Below are 22,771 nucleotides of genomic sequence, written 5' to 3'. Positions count from 1 at the left end.
GCGCTCACGGGGAAGGCGGCCTTGGCATGCTGACGGGGATCGAGGAGGTCGACTGGGCCTCGCTGGGCCATGCGTACGGCCCCGCGGACGACGTGCCGGAGCTCCTGCGCGGCCTCGCCTCCGACGACCCCGCCGAGCGCGAGCAGGCCCTCGACGGCATGTACGGGGCGGTGCACCACCAGGGCGACGTGTACGACTCGACGCTCGCCTGCATCCCCTTCCTCCTCGAACTCGTCGCCGACCCCGCGGTCCAGGACCGGGGCGGCATCGTCGAGTTGCTCACCAGCATCGGCGGCATCGAGCTGTCCGACGACGACGAGCTCGACGACCTCGACGAACTCGACCCGGACGACGCGGAGTTCATCCCGGCCGCGAACTACGCGATGGCCGCGGCGGCGATCGCGGCCGGCGCCGACGTGTTCCTCGGCCTCGTCGACGACCCCGACCCCGAGGTGCGGCTCGCGGCGCCCTGCGCGCTCGCGTCCCTGCACCCCGACCCGGCGCACGTGCTCGACCTGCTGCGCGAGCGGCTGACCGTCGAGCGGGACACCGAGGTGCGGCTCGCCCTGGTCGCGGCCGTGGGACGGATCGCGCTGCGGCACGAGGCGCTGCGCGCCGAGACCGTCGAATGGCTGAGCTGGCTGTCGTACGTGGCCCAGGCGCCCGGCCTGCGGCTGGCCGCGCTCGCCCAGCTCGCCCGCTGCGCGCCCGCCGAGATCCCCGCCGACGTGGTGGAGCGGGTCACCGCCCTGCTCGACGAGGTGCGCACGGCTCCGCCGGACCGCCCCGTGGAGACCCCGAGGACCGCCGCCCCGACGCTGATCGGCCAGGTCCGCGAGCTGCTCGAAGAGCACTCCGCGGGCCGCCCCACCCCCTGGACCGAGGAGCTGCTCCGCACCCTGCACACCGCCCTCGACGACCGCGTCGACGACCGCATCGAGCTGATCCTGGCGCAGCTGCGCAGCCCCGACTGGGGGCAGCGGTCCGATGCCGTCTGGCTGTGCGGCGGCCTGATACGAGCCTGGCGCGGGCGGTACGAGGAGGTCGTCCGGCTCGTCGGGGAGCAGCTCGGCGACCCGGAGCCGCGGCTGCGCGAGGCCGCGACCTCGTTCCTGGAGCGGCTCTTCGAGCTCGCCGCGCCCGCCGCCGACGCGCTCGCGGCCCGGCTCACGGCGGGGCCCGTGGGCCCGCTCGGCCTGCCCGGCCCGGGCGCCCGCGCGGGGCGCGGCGGTGCGCTGCTCGCCCTCGCCCGTTCGGGTGATGCGCGCGCGATCCCGCTGCTCGGGCGCGCCCTGGAGGAGGAGCGCGAGGTGCGGCGCGAGTTGCTGTACGCGGTGGACGCGCTGGGCCCGGCCGCGCAGCCGCTGGCTCCGGTGCTCCGGCGCCGGCTCGCCGAGGTCGAGCTCGACGAGCTGCTGTACGACCGGGCGGCGCCGCTGCTCTTCGCGCTCGGGTCGGTGCGCGGCGCGCAGGCGCTGCCGGAGGTGCTGCGGGTGCTGCGCGAGGCGCCGCCGAACCGGCGGGACCGGGTGCGTGAGGCGTGCCTGCGGACGCTCGCCGCGTTCGGGCCGGTCGCGCGGGAGGCACTGCCGGACGTGCGGGCGCTGCTCGGCGACGGGTCCGCGGCGGTCTCGGCGGTCGCCGCGCAGGCCGTCTGGTCGCTGGACGGCTCCCTCGGCGAGGCCCTCGCCGCGCTGGAGCGCTGGCTGCGTCCCGGCACGACCTGCGCCGAGTGGTGCGCGGCCGCGCAGGCCCTCGGCGCCATCGGCCCCGCGGCGGCGGAGGCGGCTCCCGCGCTCCGGGCCGGCCTGGGCGCGCGCGACCTGTGGGTGCGGGTCCGCTCGGCGGCCGCGCTCTGGCGCGTCTCCGGCGAGGCGCGGACCGTGCTCCCGGTCCTCCTCGCCGCCTGGGAGGAGAACCGGCACGCGCGCGTGGCGGTGGCCGAGTGCCTGGCCGAGATGGGCCCGCTCGCCGCGGACGCCGAGCCCGCGATCCGCGCGGAGCTGTCCCGAAGACGTCGCCACAACGCCCGCGACGACGGCTCGGGCTCCCACGACGTCCACGAGGACGAGAAGCTGATCACGCTGTGCCGCGCGGCTCTGTCCCAGATGGAGCGACCGCTCCGCTAATGGGCAAAAAGGACTTCCCTACGAATAAGGTCTAGGGGAAGACCGACGCCCGAGCCGGAGGGAGCAGGGAGTGAGACAGCGCCGCACCCTGCTTCTGCCCGCCGTCCTCCTCGGCGTGCTCGCCGCCGCCTCCGCCGGGCTCACCGGCTGCGGGCGCCAGGGCGGGCTCAGGAGCGCCGGCCCCTCCCCCGCCGCCATCGGGCCGGTGCGGCTGTGGCCGGGTCTGTCGCCGGCGACGAATCCGCCGTTCGACTACGGCGAGACCGACACCGAGCGCGTGCCCGGCGTCCGGGTCCCCGACAACGACGTCCGCCGGATCGACCCGGTCGCGGTCGTGCAGGCCGAGGTGCGCGCGCACCAGAGCGACCGCTCGGGGCAGGACGGGCTGTACGAGGAGACCGTCAGGGCGGTGCTCGCCTGCACCACGGACCGGGCGCACTGCCCGGTCCTGACGCCGTACTACCGCGACCTCACCGGCAACGGCCGCGACGAGCTGATCGTCGGCATCCGGATGCCGGACCAGCAGCTCGGCGTCCGCGTCTATCTCGCCGAGAACGACGGCCTGACCCGGATCATGTCCACCGTCGACCAGGTGATCAGCGTCGACGTGGCGGGCCGGGACCTGATCGTGCGGGCGAGTTCGGCCGGGATCCCGGGCTACGAGTACCGGACCGCCTGGTCCTGGGACGAGCAGCAGCGGGCCATGCTGCCGGCCCGGGACGAGATCGTCCGGATCAAGCCGCCGGGCCCGGGCGTCTCGCTGGTGCCGGCGCCGGACTTCGTCAGCCCGAGCCCGTCCCGTACCCCGGCGCCCGTGCCGCCCGCGCCCGAGGTGAGTCAGTGAGAGCGCCCCGGCTGCCCGCCTGGACCGCGACGCTCACCTGGAAGGCCGCCGTCTTCATCACGGTGATGTGCTGCGCGCTGGCCGCGCTGCTCGGCGTCCTGGTCCATGTGTCGGTGGCCGGCCAGACGGTGCGGGACTCCCGGGACAAGGCGCTGGCCCGGCTCGGCGAGGTGAGCCGGCTGTACGAGGCGGGCGAGCCGCTGCCGCGGTTCGCCGGGGTGAACCCGCCGGGGATGCCCGACCGGCTGCGGGACCTGGCGGTGCGGGGCGACCGGGGCACGATGGTGGCCGAGTTCGAGGGCCGGCCGACGATGTGGGCGGCGGGCCCGGCGGACGGCCGCGCCCTCGCCGTGCGCGTCGACTACACGCAGAGCGCCGCCACCATCGACGGGCTCGACCGTTCGATCCTGGGCTCCTCGGTGCTCGCCATCGGGGCGACGCTGCTGGTCGGCGCGTTCGCGGTCACCCGGATCACCCGCCGGCTGCACGCGACCGCGCAGGTGGCCCGGCGGATCAGCGCGGGCGATCTGGACGCGCGCGTCAACGACCCCCGCACGAAGGACCCTTCGCGCCCGCAGGACGAGGTGGCGACGGTGTCCGGGGCGCTCGACACCATGGCGTCCTCGCTCCAGCGCAAGCTGCAGACCGAGCAGCGGTTCACCGCAGACGTGGCGCACGAGCTGCGCACTCCGCTGACCGGGCTGTCCGCCGCGGCCGAACTGCTGCCCGAGGGGCGGCCTTCGGAGCTGGTGCGGGACCGGGTGCGGGCGATGCGCTCGCTCACCGAGGACCTCCTGGAGATCTCGCGGCTCGATGCCGGCACCGAGCGGGTCGACCTGGCCGTGCACGACCTCGGGCCGCTGGCCGAGCGGGTGGTGCGCGGTTCGGGCACCGACACCGAGGTGCGGGTGGTGCGGGACGCGCGGGTGGAGACGGACCGGCGGCGCCTTGAGCGGGTGCTGGGCAATCTGGTGGCCAACGCGCACAAGCACGGGGCGCCGCCGGTGGTGCTGACCGTGGACGGGCCGGTGGTCACGGTCCGGGACCACGGGGCCGGTTATCCGGCGTATCTCCTGGAGTCGGGCCCGCAGCGCTTCCGCACCGAGAGCGGCGGCAAGGGCCACGGTCTCGGGCTGACCATCGCGGTGGGCCAGGCGGAGGTGATCGGCGCCCGGCTGGTCTTCGGCAACGCGCGCCGGACGCAGGGCGGCGGGGCGGTGGCGCGCCTGACGCTTCCGCTCGCCGACACGGACGCCGACCCCGACACCGACGACTGACGGCTCACCGTCACACAAAAGGGACATAAGGCTTACTGCTTGCTACGTTGCGGACCATGACCGCACCGCCGCCGACCGACTCCAGGGACGCCAGAGCCGCCGGGGACGCACCCCCGCCCGGGGTGCGGATCCCCAAGCGGCGCGGCGTGGAGCTCTCCCTGCTGGTCGGCGCGGTGCTGATCTCCGTGCTCGGCTACGCGGAGGTCGGCCTGGCCCGCAGTGGCGCCGTGCCGCCGGACGCCGCCCGGTACGGCGCCGGGCTCGGCGCCCTCGCGCTCGTCGCGCATCTCGCGGTGCGCTGGCGCGCCCCGTACGCCGATCCGCTCCTGCTGCCGATCGCCGTACTGCTCAACGGACTCGGCCTGGCCCTCATCTACCGGCTGGACCTGGAGACGCCCGGCGACATCGCCGCACCGACCCAGCTGGTGTGGTCGACGCTCGGCGTGGGCCTGTTCATCACGGTGGTCGTGCTGATCCGGGACCACCGGCTGCTCCAGCGGTACGCCTACCTCTCCGTCGCCAGCGCGCTCGCCCTGATGATCCTGCCGATCTTCTTCCCGGCGGTGAACGGGGCCAAGATCTGGATCCGGATCGGCGGACTCTCCTTCCAGCCGGGCGAGTTCGCGAAGATCCTGCTCGCGGTCTTCTTCGCCGCCTATCTCGCCGCCAACCGGCACGCGCTCGCGTACACCGGCCGCACGGTGTGGAAGCTCCAGTTCCCCACTGGCCGGGTGCTCGGCCCGATCGTGGCGATCTGGGGCCTGAGCGTCTGCGTGCTCGTCCTGGAACGGGACCTGGGCACCTCGCTGCTGTTCTTCGGCCTCTTCGTGATCATGCTGTACGTGGCGACCGGGCGCACCGGCTGGATCGCGGTCGGGCTGCTGCTCGCCGCCGCCGGGGCGTTCCTGGTGGGCTCGCTCGAACCGCATGTGCACAGCCGGGTGCAGGACTGGCTGGACCCGTTCGCCTCGATCCGGGCGGGCCAGGGGCCCGGGCAGCTCGCGCAGTCGCTCTTCGCCTTCGCCGCCGGCGGGATGCTCGGCGCCGGCCTGGGCCTCGGCCACTCGGTGCTCATCGGCTTCGCCGCCAAGTCCGACTTCATCCTCGCCACCGTCGGCGAGGAGCTGGGCCTGGTGGGCCTGACCGCCGTGTTCCTGCTGTACGCGCTGCTCGTCGCCCGCGGCTACCGGGCCGGGCTGGCGCTGCGCGACCCCTTCGGGCGGCTGCTGGCGATCGGCCTCGCCTCGATCCTCGCGCTCCAGGTCTTCGTCATCGCCGGCGGGGTGATGGGCCTGATCCCGCTCACCGGCATGGCGATGCCGTTCCTCGCCCAGGGCGGCTCCTCGGTCGTCACCAACTGGGTCATCATCGCGCTGCTCGTCCGGGTCTCCGACTCGGCGCGGGCCCCGCGCCCCGACATGGCCGACTCCGGGGTCATCGCCCCGGTCACGGAGGACGCGCAGTGAAGGAGACCAGGTGATCCGGTACATCCGGCGGGCCGCCGCGCTCTGTCTCGCGCTGCTCGTGGCGCTGCTCGTGAACGCGGCCCGGGTGATGGTCGTCGAGGCCGACTCGTACGACGACAACCCGGCGAACCGGCGGATCGCCATCACCCGCTGGGGCCAGCCGCGCGGCGAGATCGTCGTGGACGGCCGCCCGGTCACCGGCTCCCGGGACAGCGGCCAGCAGCTGCGCTACGAACGCACCTACACCCAGGGACCGTTGTACGCGCCGGTGACCGGCTACGCCTCCCAGACGTACGGCACCACGCTCCTGGAGAGCGCCGAGGACGACCTGCTCTCGGGCACCGATCCGCTGCTCGCGCCGTTCCCGCTGTGGAACGACCTGAGCCGGGACCGGCAGCCCGGCGGGGACGTCGTCACCACGATCCGGGCCGGGATGCAGCAGGCCGCCTTCCGCGGCCTGGACGGCAAGCGGGGCGCGGTGGTGGCGGTCGAGCCGTCGACCGGCCGGATCCTGGCCCTGGTCTCCTCGCCCTCGTACGACCCGGGCGTGCTGTCCGGTACGGGCCGCGCGGTCACCGCCGCGTGGCAGCGGCTCAACACCTCGCCGAACCAGCCGATGCTGGCCCGGGCGATCCGGCAGACCTATCCGCCCGGCTCCACCTTCAAGATCGTGACCGCGGCGGCGGCCCTGGACGCGGGCGTGGTCACGGACGTCGACGCGCCGACCGTGACACCCGACCCCTTCGTGCTGCCGGGCACCCGCCAGGTGCTGCCCAACGAGGCCACCGGCTGCGAGAACGCGTCGCTCGCGTACGCGATCCAGTGGTCCTGCAACACGGTGATGGCCGGGCTCGGGGTGAAGGTGGGGCTCGCCGGGATGGTGGAGGCGGTGCGCGGCTTCGGCTTCGACGACACCGGGCTGCGCATCCCGTCCTGGGTGGCGAAGTCCAACTTCGACACGGACATGAGCGACGACCAGCTGGCGCTGTCGTCCATCGGCCAGTTCGACACGGCGGCCACGCCGCTGCAGATGGCGCTGGTCGCCTCGGCCGTCGCCAACAACGGCGAGATCGCCCAGCCGCACCTGGTCGAACGCACCACGACCTCCGGCGGCACGACGGTCACGGCCACCGGCCGCCGCAGCTACCGCCAGGCGATGTCGCCGGCCACCGCGACCAGGCTGCGCGAGCTGATGGTCCGCGCGGTCGAGGACGGCACCGGCACCAACGCGGCCATCCCCGGCGCCCTGGTCGGCGGCAAGACGGGCACGGCCCAGCACGGCCTGGGCAACGCGGGCACCCCGTACGCCTGGTTCATCGCCTGGGCCCAGGCGGCGGACTCGGCGCAGCCGGCGGTGGCGGTCGCGGTCGTGGTCGAGGACGCGGAGGCGAACCGCACGGACATCAGCGGGGGCGGCAGCGCGGCGCCGATCGCGCGGGCGGTGATGGAGGAGGGGCTGCGACTTGAGGCGGCGGCGCGGGGGTGACCGGTCGGCCGGCCTGGTAGCACAACGGCGAAGGCCTCACCGGACATGTCCGGTGAGGCCTTCGCCTGTCACTCGCGAGCCGTTGTCTCAGTCACGGCCGATGAGTTCGTCGCCCGCCGCCTTGACCGCGGCCAGCGCTTCCTCGTCCACCGCGAGCGGCGCCGCGAGCGTCTCGATCCAGCCGACCAGGTCGGCTCCGTGCAGCTCCCGCCAGCGCGGATGCATGACGGCACGCCTCGCGATGAGAGGCCACCGGTGCTCATGCCGCGCGAGCCGGTACCAGTCGGCCTGCTGCTCGGCCTTCCCAGGGGTCGAGCTCGATCGCCACGCGGAGATCAGGCTCTCGCGAAGGCGGTTCAGCGCCGCCGCGTAGACAGGGCTGCCGTTGAGCACGTCCGTGTCCTCGGACAACTCGAACTTCAGCTCCATGCCGGCGCGCAGGAGAACCTCCAGCTGCGCACGGCTCTCGAACTCGACCTGTTCTGTCATCAGAAGGGATTCACTCCGTGATAGAGGACGTTCGCGGCCGGGATCTTCAGTGATCCCCTCGTGATCAGCTCGTTCGGCTGGGAACCGCGTCCGAGTTCGACACCCTGCGGCATGCGGAACACGAACACGTAGTCCGCCTTCCCCGCGTACATCGGGTTTCCGATGAAGATGTTCTGCTCGATCTCTGCCGGGCTGCCGATCTCCTGCGTCACGTGGACCTTGCCGGCCGAGTTGGCCCCGATCCTGAGGCTGCCGTCGTCCGCCAGAATGCCCGTGTGTCCGCCTTCACTCGTGTAGTGGAAGTAGACATCGTCATCGAGGTTGTCGACGGCATTCGAGACGTCGTGCGTCGCCGCGTTGCCGCAGTTGTGCACGAGAACCGGAGCTGTGCCCGCGAACACATAGTACGTGTGGTCCGTGGTCACGGTCAGGTTGTGGACCGTCGCCGGAACAGTGCGGTGCCGGACCGCGCTGATCTGGACCCGGGTACCGGCGGCCGTGCGGAGCCACATGCCCGGGCGGAGGTCCTTGGCATCGACCCAGCGCTTCGGCCCGGTCAGCCAGAACGGGTGACCGTCGGTGGCCGTCACGGTGCTCCCGGAGCCGGCCTTCCCGGCCGCCACGGTCACATCGACCAGGTGCTTCGAGCCGGTGCCCTTGATGGCGGCGGTGACCATGCGGACCGACGTGATGCCGGTCGCCGGGTCGGTGGCCCTGACCTTGTCGCCGGGCTTGACCCGCTCGATCGGCTTGGTGGAGCCGTCCGCCATCAGCACCTTGGTGCCGGGGGTGAAGCTGTTGTTGATCGGGCAGGAACCGCCGCTGCTTCCTCCCTCGGCCTTGCCGGAGCCGTGGCCACCGCTCGCTCCGCCATTGCTGCGGGAGGAGCCGCCGGCCTTGGGCTCGCTCTTCCCACCACCGCCGCCGTGGCCGCCACCGCGACCGGCACCACCGGGGCCGGCGTGGGCGGAGGACTTGGGCGCGGCCTTGGCCTGGGCCGCCTTGTGGACCGGGTTACCGGTCTTCTTGGCGCGTTCGGCCGCTCGGTCGGCCGCTCTCTTGGCCGCCTCGGCGGCCTTCTTCTTCGCTCTCTGGATGGCCTCCCGTTTGGCCTTCTCGATGGCCAGCTTCTTGGCCCGTAGCGCCGCTGTCTCGGCCGCCTTGGCCGCCTTGAGGACGATCTCCGCCGCCCGCTTGGCCACCTTGAAGGCCTTGATGGCCTCGATCGTGCGGTCGACCGCCTTCATGACGGCCGGGATCTTGCCGAGCTTGCCCCACGGAATGGCGTCCATGATGACGCTGGCGCAGGACCACATGTCACCGCCGAAGCAGGCGATGGCGTCGTTGATGCCGATGAAGTCCTTCAGCGTCTCCCAGGCCACGGCGAGGATCACCGAGGTGAGGGACTTGCCCTGCATCGACTGTGCCTGTGCGACCTCGGCGGCCGACAGGCCCGCGCCCGCGAGGGCCGCGGCCCGCTCGGATGCGGTGAGGGCGATCGAGAGCCCGCTCGGATCCGAGAAGGTCACCGGGTTGTTGTTCGCGTAGGCGTACCCGTTGGACTGCATCGGGTCGTTCAGGTCGAGCACCGGGTCCGCGGACAGGAAGCGTCCCACGACCGGGTCGTAGAGCCGGGCGCCCAGCGGCTGGTAGCCGGAGGCGTCGTCCCGCGTCTTGCCGAGGAATCCCTTGTGGTTCTGCAGGTTGCCCGCGAGGGTGCCGCGCTCGTTGCCGAACGGGTCCTGCTTGCGGATCCGCACGGACATGCCGCCGTAGAGGGCGACCTCGGCGTACGCGGAGCCCTGTTGGTCCGCGGTCTGGGCGACCAGGGTCGCGGAGCCCGTGCCGTAGGCGTAGCGCATGACCGCGCCACCGGGCGTGGCGTAGGTGCGCTGGGTGTTGACCAGGACACCGCCCTGCTGGACTGTCACCTCCGAGTCACCGACGGTCAGCGTGGCCTGCTTGCCCTTGATGGTGAGCAGGCGGCTGCCGTCGGGGCCGTAGATGTGACGGGTGTCGTTCTGCGGCTGCCACAGCTGCGCGGCGGAAGCCGCGTCGCAGGTCGCGAGCACGATCGCGGTGCCGTTCGCGGTGGCCCCGCCCTGCGCCGCGAGGCACAGGTTGGAGTCCTTGTGGGTCAGCTGACCGGCGGCATTGCGGAGCAGCTGCTGCGCGGAGGAACCGTCGCACTTCTGGATCTGCACCGCGGACCCGACCGCGACCGACGTGGGCTGGAGGCACCAGTCGCCGGAGACGGAGAGCGTGCCGAGGTTGGGGTTCGTCTGCGGCGCCGTCGGCGTGCCCGGGGTGGGCGTGAACTTGAAGTTCTGCGGCGACGACGCGTTGCATCCGTACAGCTGGATCGGCTGCGACGCGGCGGCGAGGCCGGACTTCAGGTCGAGGCACTTCTGGGCCGGACCCACGTACGGGGTCTTGCCGCCGGTGCCGGCACCGGTGATCCGGTCGACCTTGCCGTCGTAGGTCCAGGCCAGGTCCTGCTTGTCACCGTTCTCGATCGACGTGACCGTCTTGGTCTCGCCGGTGAGCTCGTACACCCGCTGCGCCTCGGCGGTGACGTCGGCGCCCGCGGGGGTCTTGTACTTCTTGGTGACCTTGGTCAGCGTGTGCGGCTGGGAGCCGTCCGCCTTGCCGTACTTGTAGTCGGTGACGGCGTCCTTGGTGGTGTCGCCGGCGAGGTTCCTCTGGGTCAGCTTGGTGCGGTTGCCCAGGAGGTCGTACTCGTACTCCTGCCAGTAGCCGGACTGGTCCGTGCCGGAAGCCACGTTGAGCGTGCCGTCGGCGTTCTTCGGGGCGGCCGAGCACTTGGCCTGGTTCTTGTCGGTCCACGCCGTCTTCAGCTCGCCCAGCGGGTCGTAGCTGAAGCACTGGTTCTCCGCGATCCCGGTCGAGTTCTCCTGGATCGAGGTGACGTTGCCGGCCGGGTCGTAGGTGTACGCCCGGTTGGAGACGAGGTTGCCGCCGACGACGGACTTGTCGGTCGCGGGGTCGGTGGCGCCCTTCTCGCGGTAGACCTGCTGGTCCTTCAGCTCACCGCTGGACTCGTCGTAGTCGTTCTGCGTCCACACGCGGTAGGGCTGGGCGCCCAGGGTGGAGCGCAGCACCTGGCCGTACGGGTCGTAGACCGTCTCGGAGCCGTACCAGTCCTTGCCGGAGATGGAAAGCGGCTTGCCGTCCTTGTTGTAGCGGACGACGACCTTCTCGGAGTCGAACCCGCCGATCTTGGGCAGGGTGGTGTCCTCCAGCTGTCCGGTGTCGGCGTAGGTGGAGGCGACGGTGTAGCTCTTGTCCAGGCCCCAGGTGGTGGCGATGGAGTCGGGCAGCGTCAGCGTGGTCGAGGTCGGCTGGTAGTCCTTCGTGTAGCCGTTGACCGTCTGCGTGTACGCCAGGTCGTCCGTGTAGCGGGTGGCCGTGGCGGGCATGCCGACGCCGCCGGGGGCGGTGTCGTAGGTGTACTCGGCCATGACCTTGCCGGCCGAGTCGTTCAGGCGCTGCTTGACCGGCCGCGACAGGTCGTCGTAGCCGTTCCACACGATCACGCCGCGGGCGTTCTTCGTGGTGAGCACACGGTCGAGGTCGTCGTAGGTGTACGACGTCGTTCCGGCGTCCGGGTCGGTGACGGTCTCCTTGCGGCCCCGGTGGTCGTAGGTGTACGTCCACGGGTGCGCCTGGTCCTCGGACTGCGTCGCCTTGGTGACGTTGCCGTTGGCGTCGTACTCGTAGCTCGTGGACGTGTAGCCCTTGGGCGCGGCCGGGTTGATCGTGTCCGCGCGGACGGTGCGGCCGAGGGCGTCGGTGTAGACCCGGTAGGAGGAGGCCCCCTGCGGGTTGACGACCTCGGACCAGTCCTCGCCGTACAGGTAGCGGGTGGCCCGGTCCTCGTACGCCTTGGAGTAGTCCTTGCCGTCGGCGGGGTCGACCCACTTCATCCACGGCGTCTCCTGCGTGACGCGGCCGAGGCCGTCGTAGGAGTAGCGCGTGATGTTGGGGATCTGGAGGTCGGAGACCGGGGTGAAGAGCAGACCCGGCGTGGCCTCCTGGGTGAGGTAGGCGTTGTTGGTCTGGTAGACCTCGCCGGTCCCGTCGTAGAGGGTGTCGGTGATCAGCCAGCCGGCGTCGTTGTCGGCCTCCTCCTGCGTCTGCCGCTCACGGCCGAGGCCGTCGTAGAGGGTGACCGACTGCTCGATCCGGTCCTCATAGCCACGGGCGTAGGTGGTGACGTACGGAGGCTTGCGGATCTTGATGTTGGGGTCGGTCGGGTCGGTCTCCTCGGCCGGGACCGTGTAGACCGCGCGGAAGTCCGGCACCGAGTTCGGCGACGGCGTGCGGCCGGGGGCCCATGCCTCGGCGAGCCGGCCCAGCGGGTCGAAGGTCGCCTCGCTGACGTTGCCGTTGGCGTCGGTGGTCTTCAGCGCGGTGCTGCGGCCGGGCTCCAGTTCCTGGATCTGGCTGTGACCCAGCTGGTTGGTCGTGGTGACCTTGAAGACCTGGCCGCTGGGCGGGTCGTAGGCGATGGTGGCGGGCTTGGCCTGGCCGGGGGTCTGCTGCGAGGTCACACGGCCCACGTCGTCGAAACCGACGGTGCCGTTGGACACGAAGGAGTCGCCCTTGCCGTTGAGCGTCCAGGACTCGGTGGCCAGGCCCCGGGTGGAGGCGCCGAGCGCGGTGCCGTAGGCCGTGCCGTCGTACGCGGTGCGGCTGGCGCCGGTGAGCGTCGACAGATTGGCCCAGTTGGCGTTCGCGCACAGCGTCGGCGAGATCAGGACCTCCTTGGACAGACCGATGAGGTTCTTGTCGGTCCGGTTCAGGTAGGTCGACTTGGTGCAGGACTCGTCACCGTTCTTGCCGGTGTCGCCGAGCGACTCGACCTGGGTCGGGTAACCGTAGGTCGGGTCGTACGTGGTGGTCGTCTTGACCTGGCGCTCGGTGCGCGGGTCGTCGGTGTTCGTGCCCGACGACTTGCTGTACGCGATCTCCGTCGGCTCCGTGACCCGCCAGGCCCGCAGCGGGCTCAGGCCGTCGTCGCGGTTGCGCTTGGCGAGCTCGGTGGCCTCGGGGACGGTGATGGAGCGGGAGAGCCAGTCGCTGTCGGCCTTGGAGGAGTCGGTGTACGTGAGCTCCTCGGCGATCCGGCCGGCGAACGGCTCCTCGTCCTTGGCGATCTCGGCGCCGGTGATGTCCTTGACGGACACCGTGCTGCCGAGGCCGCGGAAGAAGCGGGTGACCGCCTTGGACTGCTTCAGCTCCGGGTGCTCGGCGCTGGGCGCCTGGCCGGTGAGGACCGTGGTCTGCTCGAAGCCCGCGAACTGCGAGTAGGTGCGCGTGGACTTCTTGGTGAACTCGGCCTCGGCCAGCTTCCACGCCGGGTTGGCGTACACGTACTGCGTCTGCATCGGCATGGCGCCGTCGACGTTCGGCGACTCCTCGATGGAGTCGACGACGTACTTGTGGAACCAGTCGATGTCCTCGACCTCGGGGTCGGGGTTCCAGTACACCGGGTAGCAGAGCCGGTTGTTGGCCTTCAGCGCCGCGGTGTCCGACTTGTCGGGCAGGTTGCCGGTGACGCAGTCGTTGGTCTGGCCGGTCGGGTCGTCCGACTTGGGCTGCTTGTAGGTGACGAAGGTCTCGCCGCCGTACTCGTTGACGACGTGCGCGATGCGCAGCCGGGAGAAGCCGGGCCGGGAGGGGTGGACCGCCTTGACGCGGTTCGGCATGTCCTCGACGTTGGGCTCGAACCGGACCGGGTTCATGGTGACACTGGCGTCGGTGGAGCCGTTGCGGGCGTAGCCGGTGCGCTGGATCGACTCCAGCCAGAGGGCCGTGTTGGGGCCGGTCCGCAGCTGCGCGAAGCTCTGCTTCAGCTGGTACTCGTCGACGACCTGGCGGGCGGAGGTGTCCGTGCGCCGCTGGGCCGAGGTCGTGATCTTGTCGAGGCGCTTACGGGTCCAGAAGGACGGGCCCGCGTTCCAGCACTTCTTCTTGGCCTCGCAGCGCAGGTCGGCCGGGGTGTCGAACCAGGGCCGGTACTGGCCGGGGTCCTTCGACGCGAAGTTGGCGTCGGTGCAGGTGACCGAGCCGACGGTGTAGCAGCGCTCGGCGACGGTGAAGCCGACGCGGGCCGGGGCGGTCGCCGTGAAGATGTTGTTGTTGCGCTGGCCGTAGTAGATGTGGTCGAGCCAGCCGTCCCGGTCGTAGGCGATCGGGTCCTTGAAGTTGAAGTTCGGCGCGTAGTAGTTCTGGTCCTTCTTCCACCACAGCGACATGGCGTTGCCGTGGACGTCCTCGACGTAGTCGAGGCCCCAGCGCCAGCCCTGCGTGCAGTAGGAGTTGGTCCAGTCGGTGGTCGTCGGACCCTTGTAGCAGTCCTCGCCGCTGTGGTTGCCGTAGACGCGGACGGTGAGCACCGAGTCGGTGGTCGGGTCGTCCGGGTCGGTGCCGTGGTCGGACCAGCCGGGCAGCTTGTTCTTGCCGAAGTAGTACTTCGTGCCGTCCTTGGTGGTGACGACCCAGTACTCGCCGTCCTTGGCGCCGTTGCCGGTGGCCTCGCCCTTGACCTGCTCGACCTTGGAGCCGTCGCCGTTGGCGGTGAACCACTGGCCGACGGGCTTGCCGTCGGGGCCGTTAGGGCCCTTGGTGTCGTCCCAGACCAGCTCGGTGGTCATGCCGCCGAGCGAGAGGGTGGCGTTGTTCGAGCCCCAGCACAGGTCCGCGGTGCGGTGCGTGGAGTTGTTCGAGCCGGCCTTCTTGGAGTCCTGGCGGCAGTTGGCGTACGTACGGGTGATGGAACCCGCGTTGTAGTCCCAGCCGTCGCCGATCCAGGAGGCCTGGTTGTTGGACGAGGAGGTCCGGCCGTCCACGGTCTGCGACGAGTAGCCGAGGGACACCTTCGGCATCAGGCCGCCGGCGGTTTCCGGGACCTGGATGTCGTAGTTGTACGTGAAGGCGCCGGAGGACGAGCCCGCCGACCAGGAACCGGAGGACAGCAGCGGTGAGGCGGTGAAGTCACCGGAGACGGAGCTGCCGGTGTCCAGCATGCCGAGGGCGGCGCCGCCGTTCGCGGCCACCGCGGGCTGGACGCCGTCCTGGTAGGACGCCTTGGTCGCCGTCTTGTCGGCCGTCGACGAGGCGAAGCCGGCGTCGAGGAGGGCGGAGACCGGAACGGTACCGGTGACGATCTTGTGGACCTTGGCGTTCTTCGGCTCGGGGGCCTTGGTGGGCGCGTCCTTGGCGGCCACCGTCGTCACCGAGCTGCGCAGCCGCTGGAAGTGCTGCTTGCCGTTCTTGACGTCCTTGTCGCCGTCGGCGAGGGACATCGCGGTGGTGCCGCCGCCGTCCGCGCAGTCGCCGGCGGTGGGCGAGGAGTACACGCAGTCGGGCAGCAGCATCAGACCGAAGCGGTCGGCGGCCTGCGGCCCGTAGAGGTCGGCGAAGCCGGTGGTGTCGACGCTGATCGCCACCTCGGCGTTCGGGTCGACACCTGTCGGCGGGGTGACCTTCATGACCACGCCGGAGGCGCCGGCGTCCACCGAGGTGGTCTGCGGGGCGACACCGACGGTCCAGTTGCCGGCGAGCGCGTTGGGGTCGCCGCCCGCGGGCACGCCGATGGCGACCGGGGTCGTACCGACGGGCTTGGTGGTGCCGGGGGTGTCGGTCGACTGGATGGTGACCGGGAGACCGGCCTGGTCGGTGGAGTTCCACGGCGCGACGCCCGCGGGGACGTACGGGTCGATCGGCGTCTGCGGTGCCAGGTCGAGCGTCGTCGAGGCGCCGGCGTCGCCGTCGGTCTCGGTGCTCGGCGGGATGTCCGGCAGGTCGACCTTCGCGACGTCTTCCGTGCGGTTCATGCCGGGGCCGGGCGCGGCGAGCGCCTCACCGCCCAGGCTCGTCACGGTCAGTGTCGAGGACAGCAGAAGGACTATGGCCGTGCGGCTTCGCCGCCGGCGCCTTCGTTGTGACTCTGTCATGGCTGGGCGTCCTCGCCCCAGCCATGACAGCGGACCTGAAGCACGCATACGCGTCGACTCCCACCCTGGCGGATCATTCAACGGACGAGGTGCGGAAACACCCACGGTGCGGAAACACCAAAAGGCACACGTCTGGCTCAGGCGCGTGCGTGCGCACTCTCTGTCATGTCCGGCACAGAGTTCAAGATCGGCCCAGTGGCCGAAAACCCGCACAAGGTGATCCCTGTCACGCGGCGAAACGGATCAGATCACTCCGCTAACGGCCTTTCAGATCCTTGCCCGCGAAAGGGTCGAACGTGATCATTACAACCCCAGAAATAGGCCTGAACCGGACTCGCTGGATACAACTTCGTATCGGTTCCGCTTTTGCATAACGGATTCACAACTTCGACACGCGTAGACGTGGATCTTCGCATGTGTGATCGTGTGCGCGCCTTCTGCCCCGCGGCCTGCCGACCGGGGCTGTCTGTGCTGTCCTCAATCCGCTTGGTTCCCACGGGAGTAGACCGCCGTGACCGCGCCGCCCCGATATCCCCGATATCTCAGCCCATTCGTGCGCACGCGCACGCGGCTGTCGCTGACCCTAGGCCTCGTGCTGGCCGCACTGACCGCCGCCCTCCTGCCCTGGTGGCACCCCGGCGGCACGACCCCCACCACCGCCGGCGGCGCCACCGACGCCACGCCCGCCTCGACCGGCCCGCGCGACGAGGCCGCCGCCGTCACCGAGGCCCTGCGCACCCACAAGCAGGTCCTCGTCGACACCGCCACCACCGCCACCTCGCTCACCTGGGCGCTGCCCGACGGGCAGTTCAAGGTCCGGATCAACGCGGCCCCGGTCCGGGCGAAGAACGCCGCCGGTCACTGGGCCCCGGTCGACAACACCCTGAAGCGAACGCCCAAGGCCCCCAAGGGACTTGGCATCGCTCCGGTGAACGCTCCCGTTCCGGTCCGCTTCGCGAGCGGCAACGCTCCGCATCCGCGCGCCGACCGCTCCTTCACCCGCGCCGAGACGCCGGGCGAGACGCTGCTCGCCGAGGTGGAGCTCGCCGGTCACACCGTCGCGTACACCTGGCCGGGACCGCTGCCCGAGCCGGTGCTCGACGGCCCCCGCGCCCTCTACTCCGAGGTGCTGCCGGGCGTCGACCTGCTGCTCGTGGCCCGCGAGGAGGGCGGTCTGGCCCAAGCCCTGATCGTCAAGACCCCCGAGGCCGCGCACAGCAAGGCGCTCGCCACCGTCTCGTACGGGCTGCACGCCGATGACGCCGTCTTCCGGCGCGACGACAAGGCCAACCGCGTCCAGATCCTCGGCAAGGACGGCAAGGAGATCGGCTCGGTCCCCACGCCGTTCGCCTGGGACTCCAGCGGCCGTGACCCCGAGCTGCCCGGCGGCACCGAGCACCGCACGGCGACCGGCACCCCCGCCGACGTCCTGAAGCTCTCCGGCCTCACCGGCGTCGAGCCGGGCGCGCAGTCCGCGCAGCTGCCGATGGGCCTGGACGGCGAGGGCACCGGCACCGCCCACCTGAAGGTCGGCTTCGCCGCGACCGGACTTGCCGACCGCAAGGACGTCACCTACCCGCTGTTCGTCGACCCCTCGCTGGCCCCGGGCTGGCAGGCGTGGACGGTGGCCTACAAGCCGTACCCGAGCACCAGCTTCTACAACGGCACCAACTTCTCCTCCGGCACCTCCGACGCCCGCGTCGGCCACGAGAGCGAGACCGGCGGCACCGCCCGCTCGTTCTGGCGGATGGACTGGGACAGCAAGATCAAGGGCGCGGACATCAGCTCCGCGACCTTCAAGGTGCTCAACAACCACTCCTGGTCCTGCACCACCCGTGAGTTCCAGCTGTGGCGCACCGGCTCCATCTCGTCGAGCACCACGTGGAACGCCCAGCCGAGCTGGTCGGACGAGATCCAGCGCAAGTCCTTCGCGCACGGCTGGTCGACCTCCTGCCCGGACGACTACGAGGCGTTCAACGTGAAGGCCGCCGCCCAGTACGTGACGGACAAGGGCTATTCGAGCCTCACCCTGGGCATGCGGGCCACCAGCGAGTCCGACGTCCAGACCTGGCGCAAGTTCAAGGCGACGACCGCGGTCGTCGAGGCCACGTACAACCGCAACCCCAACGAGCCCTACAACGGCTCCTCGAAGCCCGGCGGCGCCTGCACGCCCGGCCCCGGCGCGGGCGTGACCGTCGGCAAGACCAACATCACGCTGACGGTGACCGCCAAGGACCCCGACAACAACCTGAGCAAGGTCCGCTTCCGCTTCTGGAAGACCGGCGGCACGGTCCCGGCCGGTACCTACGTCACGTTCGCCGCGGGCGGCGACACCAAGTCGCTCACCATCCCGGTCACCGACCCGCTGCTCAAGGACCTCACGACCACCACCACGTTCTCCTGGGACGCGATGGCCCAGGACTCCAACTCGCCCACCCCGGCGACCTCGACCAACTACCCGCCGGGCACCGAGCCCTGCCGCATCACGGTCGACCCGAGCGGCCCCTCGCAGCCCGTCGTCACCAGTGACGTGTGGCTGCCGGTCAACGCCGACGGCACGGTCTGGGCGACGCAGCCCTTCGGCACGACCGGCCCGGCCACCTTCGAGTCCCCCGAGGCGGTCAGGTTCACCTGGGCCTGGGGCGGCGTGGCCCCCGTGTCGGTCAACGCCACCGGCGGCGTGGCCACGGTGCCCGACCTGCGGCCGCCGAACTCCGGCCCGAACACCCTTCAGGTGTACGCGTACGACAACCTCGGCAACCCCAGCGCACGCACCGACTACACCTTCTACGTGCCGCCGAAGAACACCGCCGACACCCCCGGCGACGTGGGCGGCGACGGCATCGCCGACCTGCTGGTCGTCGACGAGAACGGCAACCTGAAGACGTACCCGGGCCAGACCAACGGCGAGCTGTACCAGAAGCTGTCCTCCTCGTACGTCATGGGCGCGGACGGCAAGCCGGCGCTCGACCCGGCCGGGCACTGGTACGACCCGGCCACCGGCAAGGCCGCCCTGATCGCGCACTACGCGGACGCCTACCCCGGCGACGGCACCACGGACCTGTTCGCCCGCACCCCGGACGGCGGTTTCTGGCTCTACCCGGGCGACGGCTACGGCTCCTTCGACGTCAACAAGCGCATGAAGGTCCGGCTCCCGGCCAACGCGCCCGCGCCGTCCACCTGGGACACGCTCAAGGCCGTCGGCGACATCACCGGCGACAAGATGCCCGACTTCACCGTGAAGGCCGGCACCGCGTTCTGGATCCTCTCCGGCTACAGCGGCGGCAGCATCCAGACGGCCACCCTCGAGGAGGGCACCGCCTGGGCCCGCCGTGACATCGTCAACCTGGCCGACATGAACAAGGACGGCACGCCCGACCTGCTCTGGCGGAACATGGACAACGGCAACATGTACCTGCGCCGCGGCAAGCCGGGCACGGGTACGGGCAGCGTCGACCTCAACTCGATCGCGCTCGCGGCCAACTCCGTCGCCGGCGACGAGTCCTTCGGCACCGGCTGGACCGACGCCAACGTCAAGTACGCGATCGGCGTGCCGGACCTCAACAGCGACGGCATCCCGGACATCTGGGCGCTGTTCGTCTCGGACGGCCACATGGCGATCTACAACCCGTCCACGACGAACACCAACTCCGCCGTGAAGACGGTGATCTCGTCGGGCTGGATGGTGAAGAAGGCGTTCGGGTAGTCCCGGAAGCCCGAAAGGGGTGAGCCCCCGGCGCGCCGATCACGGCGCCGGGGGCTCACCCCTTTCCCGTAGGACCTCCCGTACGAGTTACTCGGACCCGTCCGCGATCGCCGCCTCGACCTCCGCGACCCGCTCCTGCTCCTCCGCCGCGAACCGCTCCCGGTCCAGCGCCTCGGCGATCTCCTCGTCCTGGGTCATCAGCAGGTCGAGGTTGGAGTCGCCCAGATCGAAGACGCCCATGTCGAGGTACGCCTTCTGGAGCCGCTCGCCCCACAGCCCGATGTCCTTGACGCAGGGCACGATCCGGCTGAACAGGAGCTTGCGGAAGAGGTGCAGGAACTCGCTCTGCTCGCTGAGCGCCTCGGCCTCCTTCTTCGGGATGCCGAAGTTCTCCAGGACCTCGACCCCGCGCAGCCGGTCCCGCATCAGATAGCAGCCCTCGATCACGAACTCCTCGCGCTCGCGCAGTTCGGCGTCGGTGAGCTGCCGGTAGTAGTCGCGCAGCGCCATCCGCCCGAAGGCCACGTGCCGGGCCTCGTCCTGCATCACGTACGCCAGGATCTGCTTGGGCAGCGGCTTGTCGGTGGTGTCCCGGATCATGCCGAAGGCGGCGAGCGCGAGGCCCTCGATGAGCACCTGCATGCCGAGGTAGGGCATGTCCCAGCGGGAGTCGCGCAGGGTGTCGCCGAGCAGGCTCTGCAGGTTGTCGTTGATCGGGTAGAGCATGCCGATCTTCTCGTGCAGGAAGCGCCCGTAGATCTCGGCGTGCCGGGCCTCGTCCATGGTCTGGGTGGCCGAGTAGAACTTGGCGTCGAGGTCGGGCACGGACTCCACGATCCGGGCGGCGCAGATCATCGCGCCCTGCTCGCCGTGCAGGAACTGGCTGAACTGCCAGGAGGCGTAGTGCCGGCGCAGCTCGCCCTTGTCCTTCTCGGTCATCCTGGCCCAGTGCCGGGTGCCGTAGAGGGACATGGCCTCGTCGGGGGTGCCCAGCGGGTCGTACGGGTCGACCTCCAGGTCCCAGTCGATGCGCGTGGCGCCGTCCCACTGCTTGTCCTTGCCCTTCTGGTAGAGGGCGAGGAGGCGGTCGCGTCCCTCGTCGTACTCCCAGTTGAAGCGGGCGGCGCCGCCGGCCGGCACCTGCCAGAGCGACTCCTTGGGGGCCTGCGCGTAGAGGTCGTGCATCGACACGGACGGCTCCTTCCTTCGGTTTCCAGCAGGCTCACACGTTGGTAGACGCAGGGTCAACAAGTCGTGCGTGAGGGATTGACGACGTTACTGACGGGGAGTCTTATAAGTGGCATGCCCCGCCTCACCGAGCCCGACTTCGCCCTCCTGCGGGACGCCCTGGGCCCGCTGCGCGACCGCGAGCAGGTCGCCGAACGGCTCCTGGAGTCCTCCGCCAGGCACTCCTTCGACCCCGACACCGAGCTCGACTGGGAAGCTCCCTTCGAGGACGGCAAGTGGTTCTGGCCGCCCGAGCTGGTCTCCCTCTACGGCACCCCGCTGTGGCGGAAGATGTCCGAGGAGCAGCGGATCGCGCTCTCGCAGCACGAGGCCGCCTCGCTCGCCTCGCTCGGCATCTGGTTCGAGATCATCCTGATGCAGCTGCTCGTCCGGCACATCTACGACAAGCCGCTCACCGGCAACCACGTCCGCTACGCGCTCACCGAGATCGCCGACGAGTGCCGGCACTCGATGATGTTCGCCCGGCTGATCCGGCGCGGCGGGACGCCCGCGTACCCGGTGCCGCGGGTCTACCACAACCTCGGCCGCGTCCTGAAGGCCGTCTCCACCACCCCCGGCTCCTTCGCCGCGACCCTGCTCGGCGAGGAGATCCTCGACTGGATGCAGCGGCTGACCTTCCCGGACGAGCGGGTGCAGCCCCTGGTCCGCGGCGTCACCCGCATCCACGTGGTCGAGGAGGCCCGCCACGTCCGGTACGCGCGGGAGGAGCTGCGCCGCCAGATGGCCACCGCGCCGCGCTGGGAGCAGGAGTTCACCCGGCTGAGCTGCGGCGAGGCGGCCCGGGTCTTCTCGGTCTGCTTCGTGAACCCGGCCGTGTACGAGAACGTGGGCCTGGACCGCCGCGAGGCCGTGGCCCAGGTGAAGGCGAGCGGCCACCGCCGCGAGGTGATGCAGTCGGGCGCGAAGCGGCTCACCGACTTCCTGGACGACGTCGGGGTGCTGCGGGGCGCGGGCCGGCGCCTGTGGAAGTCGTCGGGGCTGCTGGCCTGAGATCCCCTGGGTTCCCGCAGAGCCCGCTCCCGGCCGGCGGTGCGGGGTTACGCTGCGGACATGACGAGTCCCGCCTCGCCCGCGTACCGCCGGCTCAGCGTCGAGGAGCGGCGGATCCAGCTGCTCGACGCGGCCCAGACGCTCTTCGCGCACCGGCCGCCGGAGGACGTGTCGCTCGACGACGTGGCCGAGGTGGCGGGGGTCTCCCGGCCGCTCGTCTACCGCTACTTCCCGGGCGGCAAGCAGCAGCTGTACGAGGCGGCGCTGCGTTCCTCGGCCGACGCCCTGGAGCGCTGCTTCGCCGAGCCGCCGGCCGGCCCGCCGACCGAGCGGCTCGCCCGGGTCCTGGACCGCTATCTGGCCTTCGTCGACGAGCACGACGCGGGCTTCGCGGCCCTGCTGCGCGGCGGGAGCGTCGCCGAGACCTCCCGGACCAGCGCGATCGTCGACGAGGTGCGGCGGGCCGCGGCCGAGCAGATCCTGTTCCACCTGGGCGTGGAGCGGCCCGGTCCGCGCTTCGGGATGATGGTGCGGACCTGGATCGCGGCCGTCGAGGCGGCGTCGCTGATCTGGGTCGACGAGGGCAAGCGGCCGCCGGCCGCGGAGCTGCGCGACTGGCTGGTCGACCATCTGGTGGCGCTGCTCACGGCGACGGCCGCGAGCGACCCGGAGACGGCCGGCGTGGCGACGCGGCTGCTCGCCCAGGAGCGGGCGGCGGGGCCGGTGGGGCGCCTGGCACGCGGCGTGCTCCCGGTGGTGAGCGAGGCCGCGCACCTCCTCTGATCTCCTCCCCCGGCGCCGGAGGGGACACTGGTGGGGTGAGAAGCGAGAACACCCCCTTCCGTGGCGGCCCCCTCGACGGCAAGGTGCTGCCGATCCTGACCGGCCCCACCGGACACCCGCCGAAGTGGTACGAGGTGCCCGTCCCGGCCCACGACGGGCACCCGGCGACGGTGTACGCGTACCGCCGCGAGCCGGCCGGCTACACCAAGCGGCTCGGGCTGCAGCGCGGCTGGGTGTACGAGTACGCGCCGGAGGGGCGGGAGCGCCGGGAGCTGAAGTGGCCGTGGTCGAAGCCGTCGGGTGCGCCGTCCGAGTGAGCGGGCGGGACACCACCCCGATCGTCCGGTAATCACACCATTCGTCACGTCATC

12 protein-coding genes are annotated in these 22,771 nt (G+C 71.2%); 9 read left to right on the top strand and 3 right to left on the bottom strand.

Going from position 1 to position 22,771, the window contains the following annotated elements; genetic code table 11:
• Positions 1-26: 26 nt before the first annotated feature.
• The 5 genes from ACWEV0_RS20300 (at position 27) to ACWEV0_RS20280 (ending at position 7,202) form a co-directional block, all read left to right on the top strand.
• Positions 27-2,129: a PBS lyase gene (locus ACWEV0_RS20300; protein ID WP_453150720.1), complete on the top strand. Its 2,103-nt coding sequence runs from the start codon at positions 27-29 to the stop codon at positions 2,127-2,129.
• Positions 2,130-2,199: 70 nt separating this feature from the next.
• Positions 2,200-2,973 (top strand): hypothetical protein, encoded by a 774-nt coding sequence (locus ACWEV0_RS20295; RefSeq protein WP_453150719.1) that lies wholly within the window; start codon positions 2,200-2,202, stop codon positions 2,971-2,973.
• The gene (locus ACWEV0_RS20290; protein WP_453150718.1) at positions 2,970-4,250 is read left to right on the top strand and encodes an ATP-binding protein; all 1,281 of its coding nucleotides are present in this window, start codon (positions 2,970-2,972) and stop codon (positions 4,248-4,250) included. The genes ACWEV0_RS20295 and ACWEV0_RS20290 overlap by 4 nt, the downstream gene beginning before the upstream one ends.
• A gap of 56 nt (positions 4,251-4,306) precedes the next feature.
• Positions 4,307-5,716: an FtsW/RodA/SpoVE family cell cycle protein gene (locus ACWEV0_RS20285; protein ID WP_453150717.1), complete on the top strand. Its 1,410-nt coding sequence runs from the start codon at positions 4,307-4,309 to the stop codon at positions 5,714-5,716.
• Positions 5,717-5,726: 10 nt separating this feature from the next.
• Positions 5,727-7,202, top strand: a complete 1,476-nt coding sequence (locus tag ACWEV0_RS20280) for a penicillin-binding transpeptidase domain-containing protein (protein WP_453150716.1) — start codon at positions 5,727-5,729, stop codon at positions 7,200-7,202.
• Positions 7,203-7,289: 87 nt separating this feature from the next.
• On the opposite strand, the gene ACWEV0_RS20275 is transcribed toward ACWEV0_RS20280, so the two are convergent.
• Together ACWEV0_RS20275 and ACWEV0_RS20270 are read right to left on the bottom strand one after the other, a co-directional pair.
• Complete coding sequence (locus ACWEV0_RS20275) at positions 7,290-7,691, bottom strand: hypothetical protein (RefSeq protein ID WP_453150715.1); 402 nt, start codon at positions 7,689-7,691, stop codon at positions 7,290-7,292.
• Positions 7,691-15,598: a ricin-type beta-trefoil lectin domain protein gene (locus ACWEV0_RS20270; RefSeq protein WP_453150714.1), complete on the bottom strand. Its 7,908-nt coding sequence runs from the start codon at positions 15,596-15,598 to the stop codon at positions 7,691-7,693. The genes ACWEV0_RS20275 and ACWEV0_RS20270 overlap by 1 nt, the downstream gene beginning before the upstream one ends.
• A 586-nt stretch (positions 15,599-16,184) precedes the next feature.
• Between ACWEV0_RS20270 and ACWEV0_RS20265 the strand changes: the two genes are divergently transcribed.
• Complete coding sequence (locus ACWEV0_RS20265) at positions 16,185-19,379, top strand: DNRLRE domain-containing protein (RefSeq protein ID WP_453150713.1); 3,195 nt, start codon at positions 16,185-16,187, stop codon at positions 19,377-19,379.
• An 87-nt stretch (positions 19,380-19,466) separates the two neighbouring features.
• Here ACWEV0_RS20265 and ACWEV0_RS20260 read toward each other — a convergent pair whose 3' ends face one another.
• Positions 19,467-20,570: a ferritin-like domain-containing protein gene (locus ACWEV0_RS20260; protein ID WP_453150711.1), complete on the bottom strand. Its 1,104-nt coding sequence runs from the start codon at positions 20,568-20,570 to the stop codon at positions 19,467-19,469.
• A gap of 111 nt (positions 20,571-20,681) precedes the next feature.
• On the opposite strand from ACWEV0_RS20260, the gene ACWEV0_RS20255 reads away from it, so the two are divergent.
• Genes ACWEV0_RS20255 through ACWEV0_RS20245 form a run of 3 tightly spaced genes read left to right on the top strand, consistent with a single transcriptional unit; the run spans position 20,682 to position 22,717 of the window.
• Complete coding sequence (locus tag ACWEV0_RS20255) at positions 20,682-21,617, top strand: AurF N-oxygenase family protein (RefSeq protein ID WP_453150710.1); 936 nt, start codon at positions 20,682-20,684, stop codon at positions 21,615-21,617.
• Between the two features lie 60 nt (positions 21,618-21,677).
• Positions 21,678-22,400: a TetR/AcrR family transcriptional regulator gene (locus ACWEV0_RS20250; RefSeq protein WP_453150709.1), complete on the top strand. Its 723-nt coding sequence runs from the start codon at positions 21,678-21,680 to the stop codon at positions 22,398-22,400.
• 35 nt (positions 22,401-22,435) lie between these two features.
• Entirely contained in the window at positions 22,436-22,717 is a 282-nt protein-coding gene (locus ACWEV0_RS20245) for a hypothetical protein (protein WP_453150708.1), read from the top strand.
• Positions 22,718-22,771: the final 54 nt, after the last annotated feature.

This window comes from Streptomyces sp. NPDC003943 (assembly GCF_053605265.1).
Note: the sequence above shows the minus strand (reverse complement) of the source record. Positions and strands in the feature narration are given on the sequence as shown.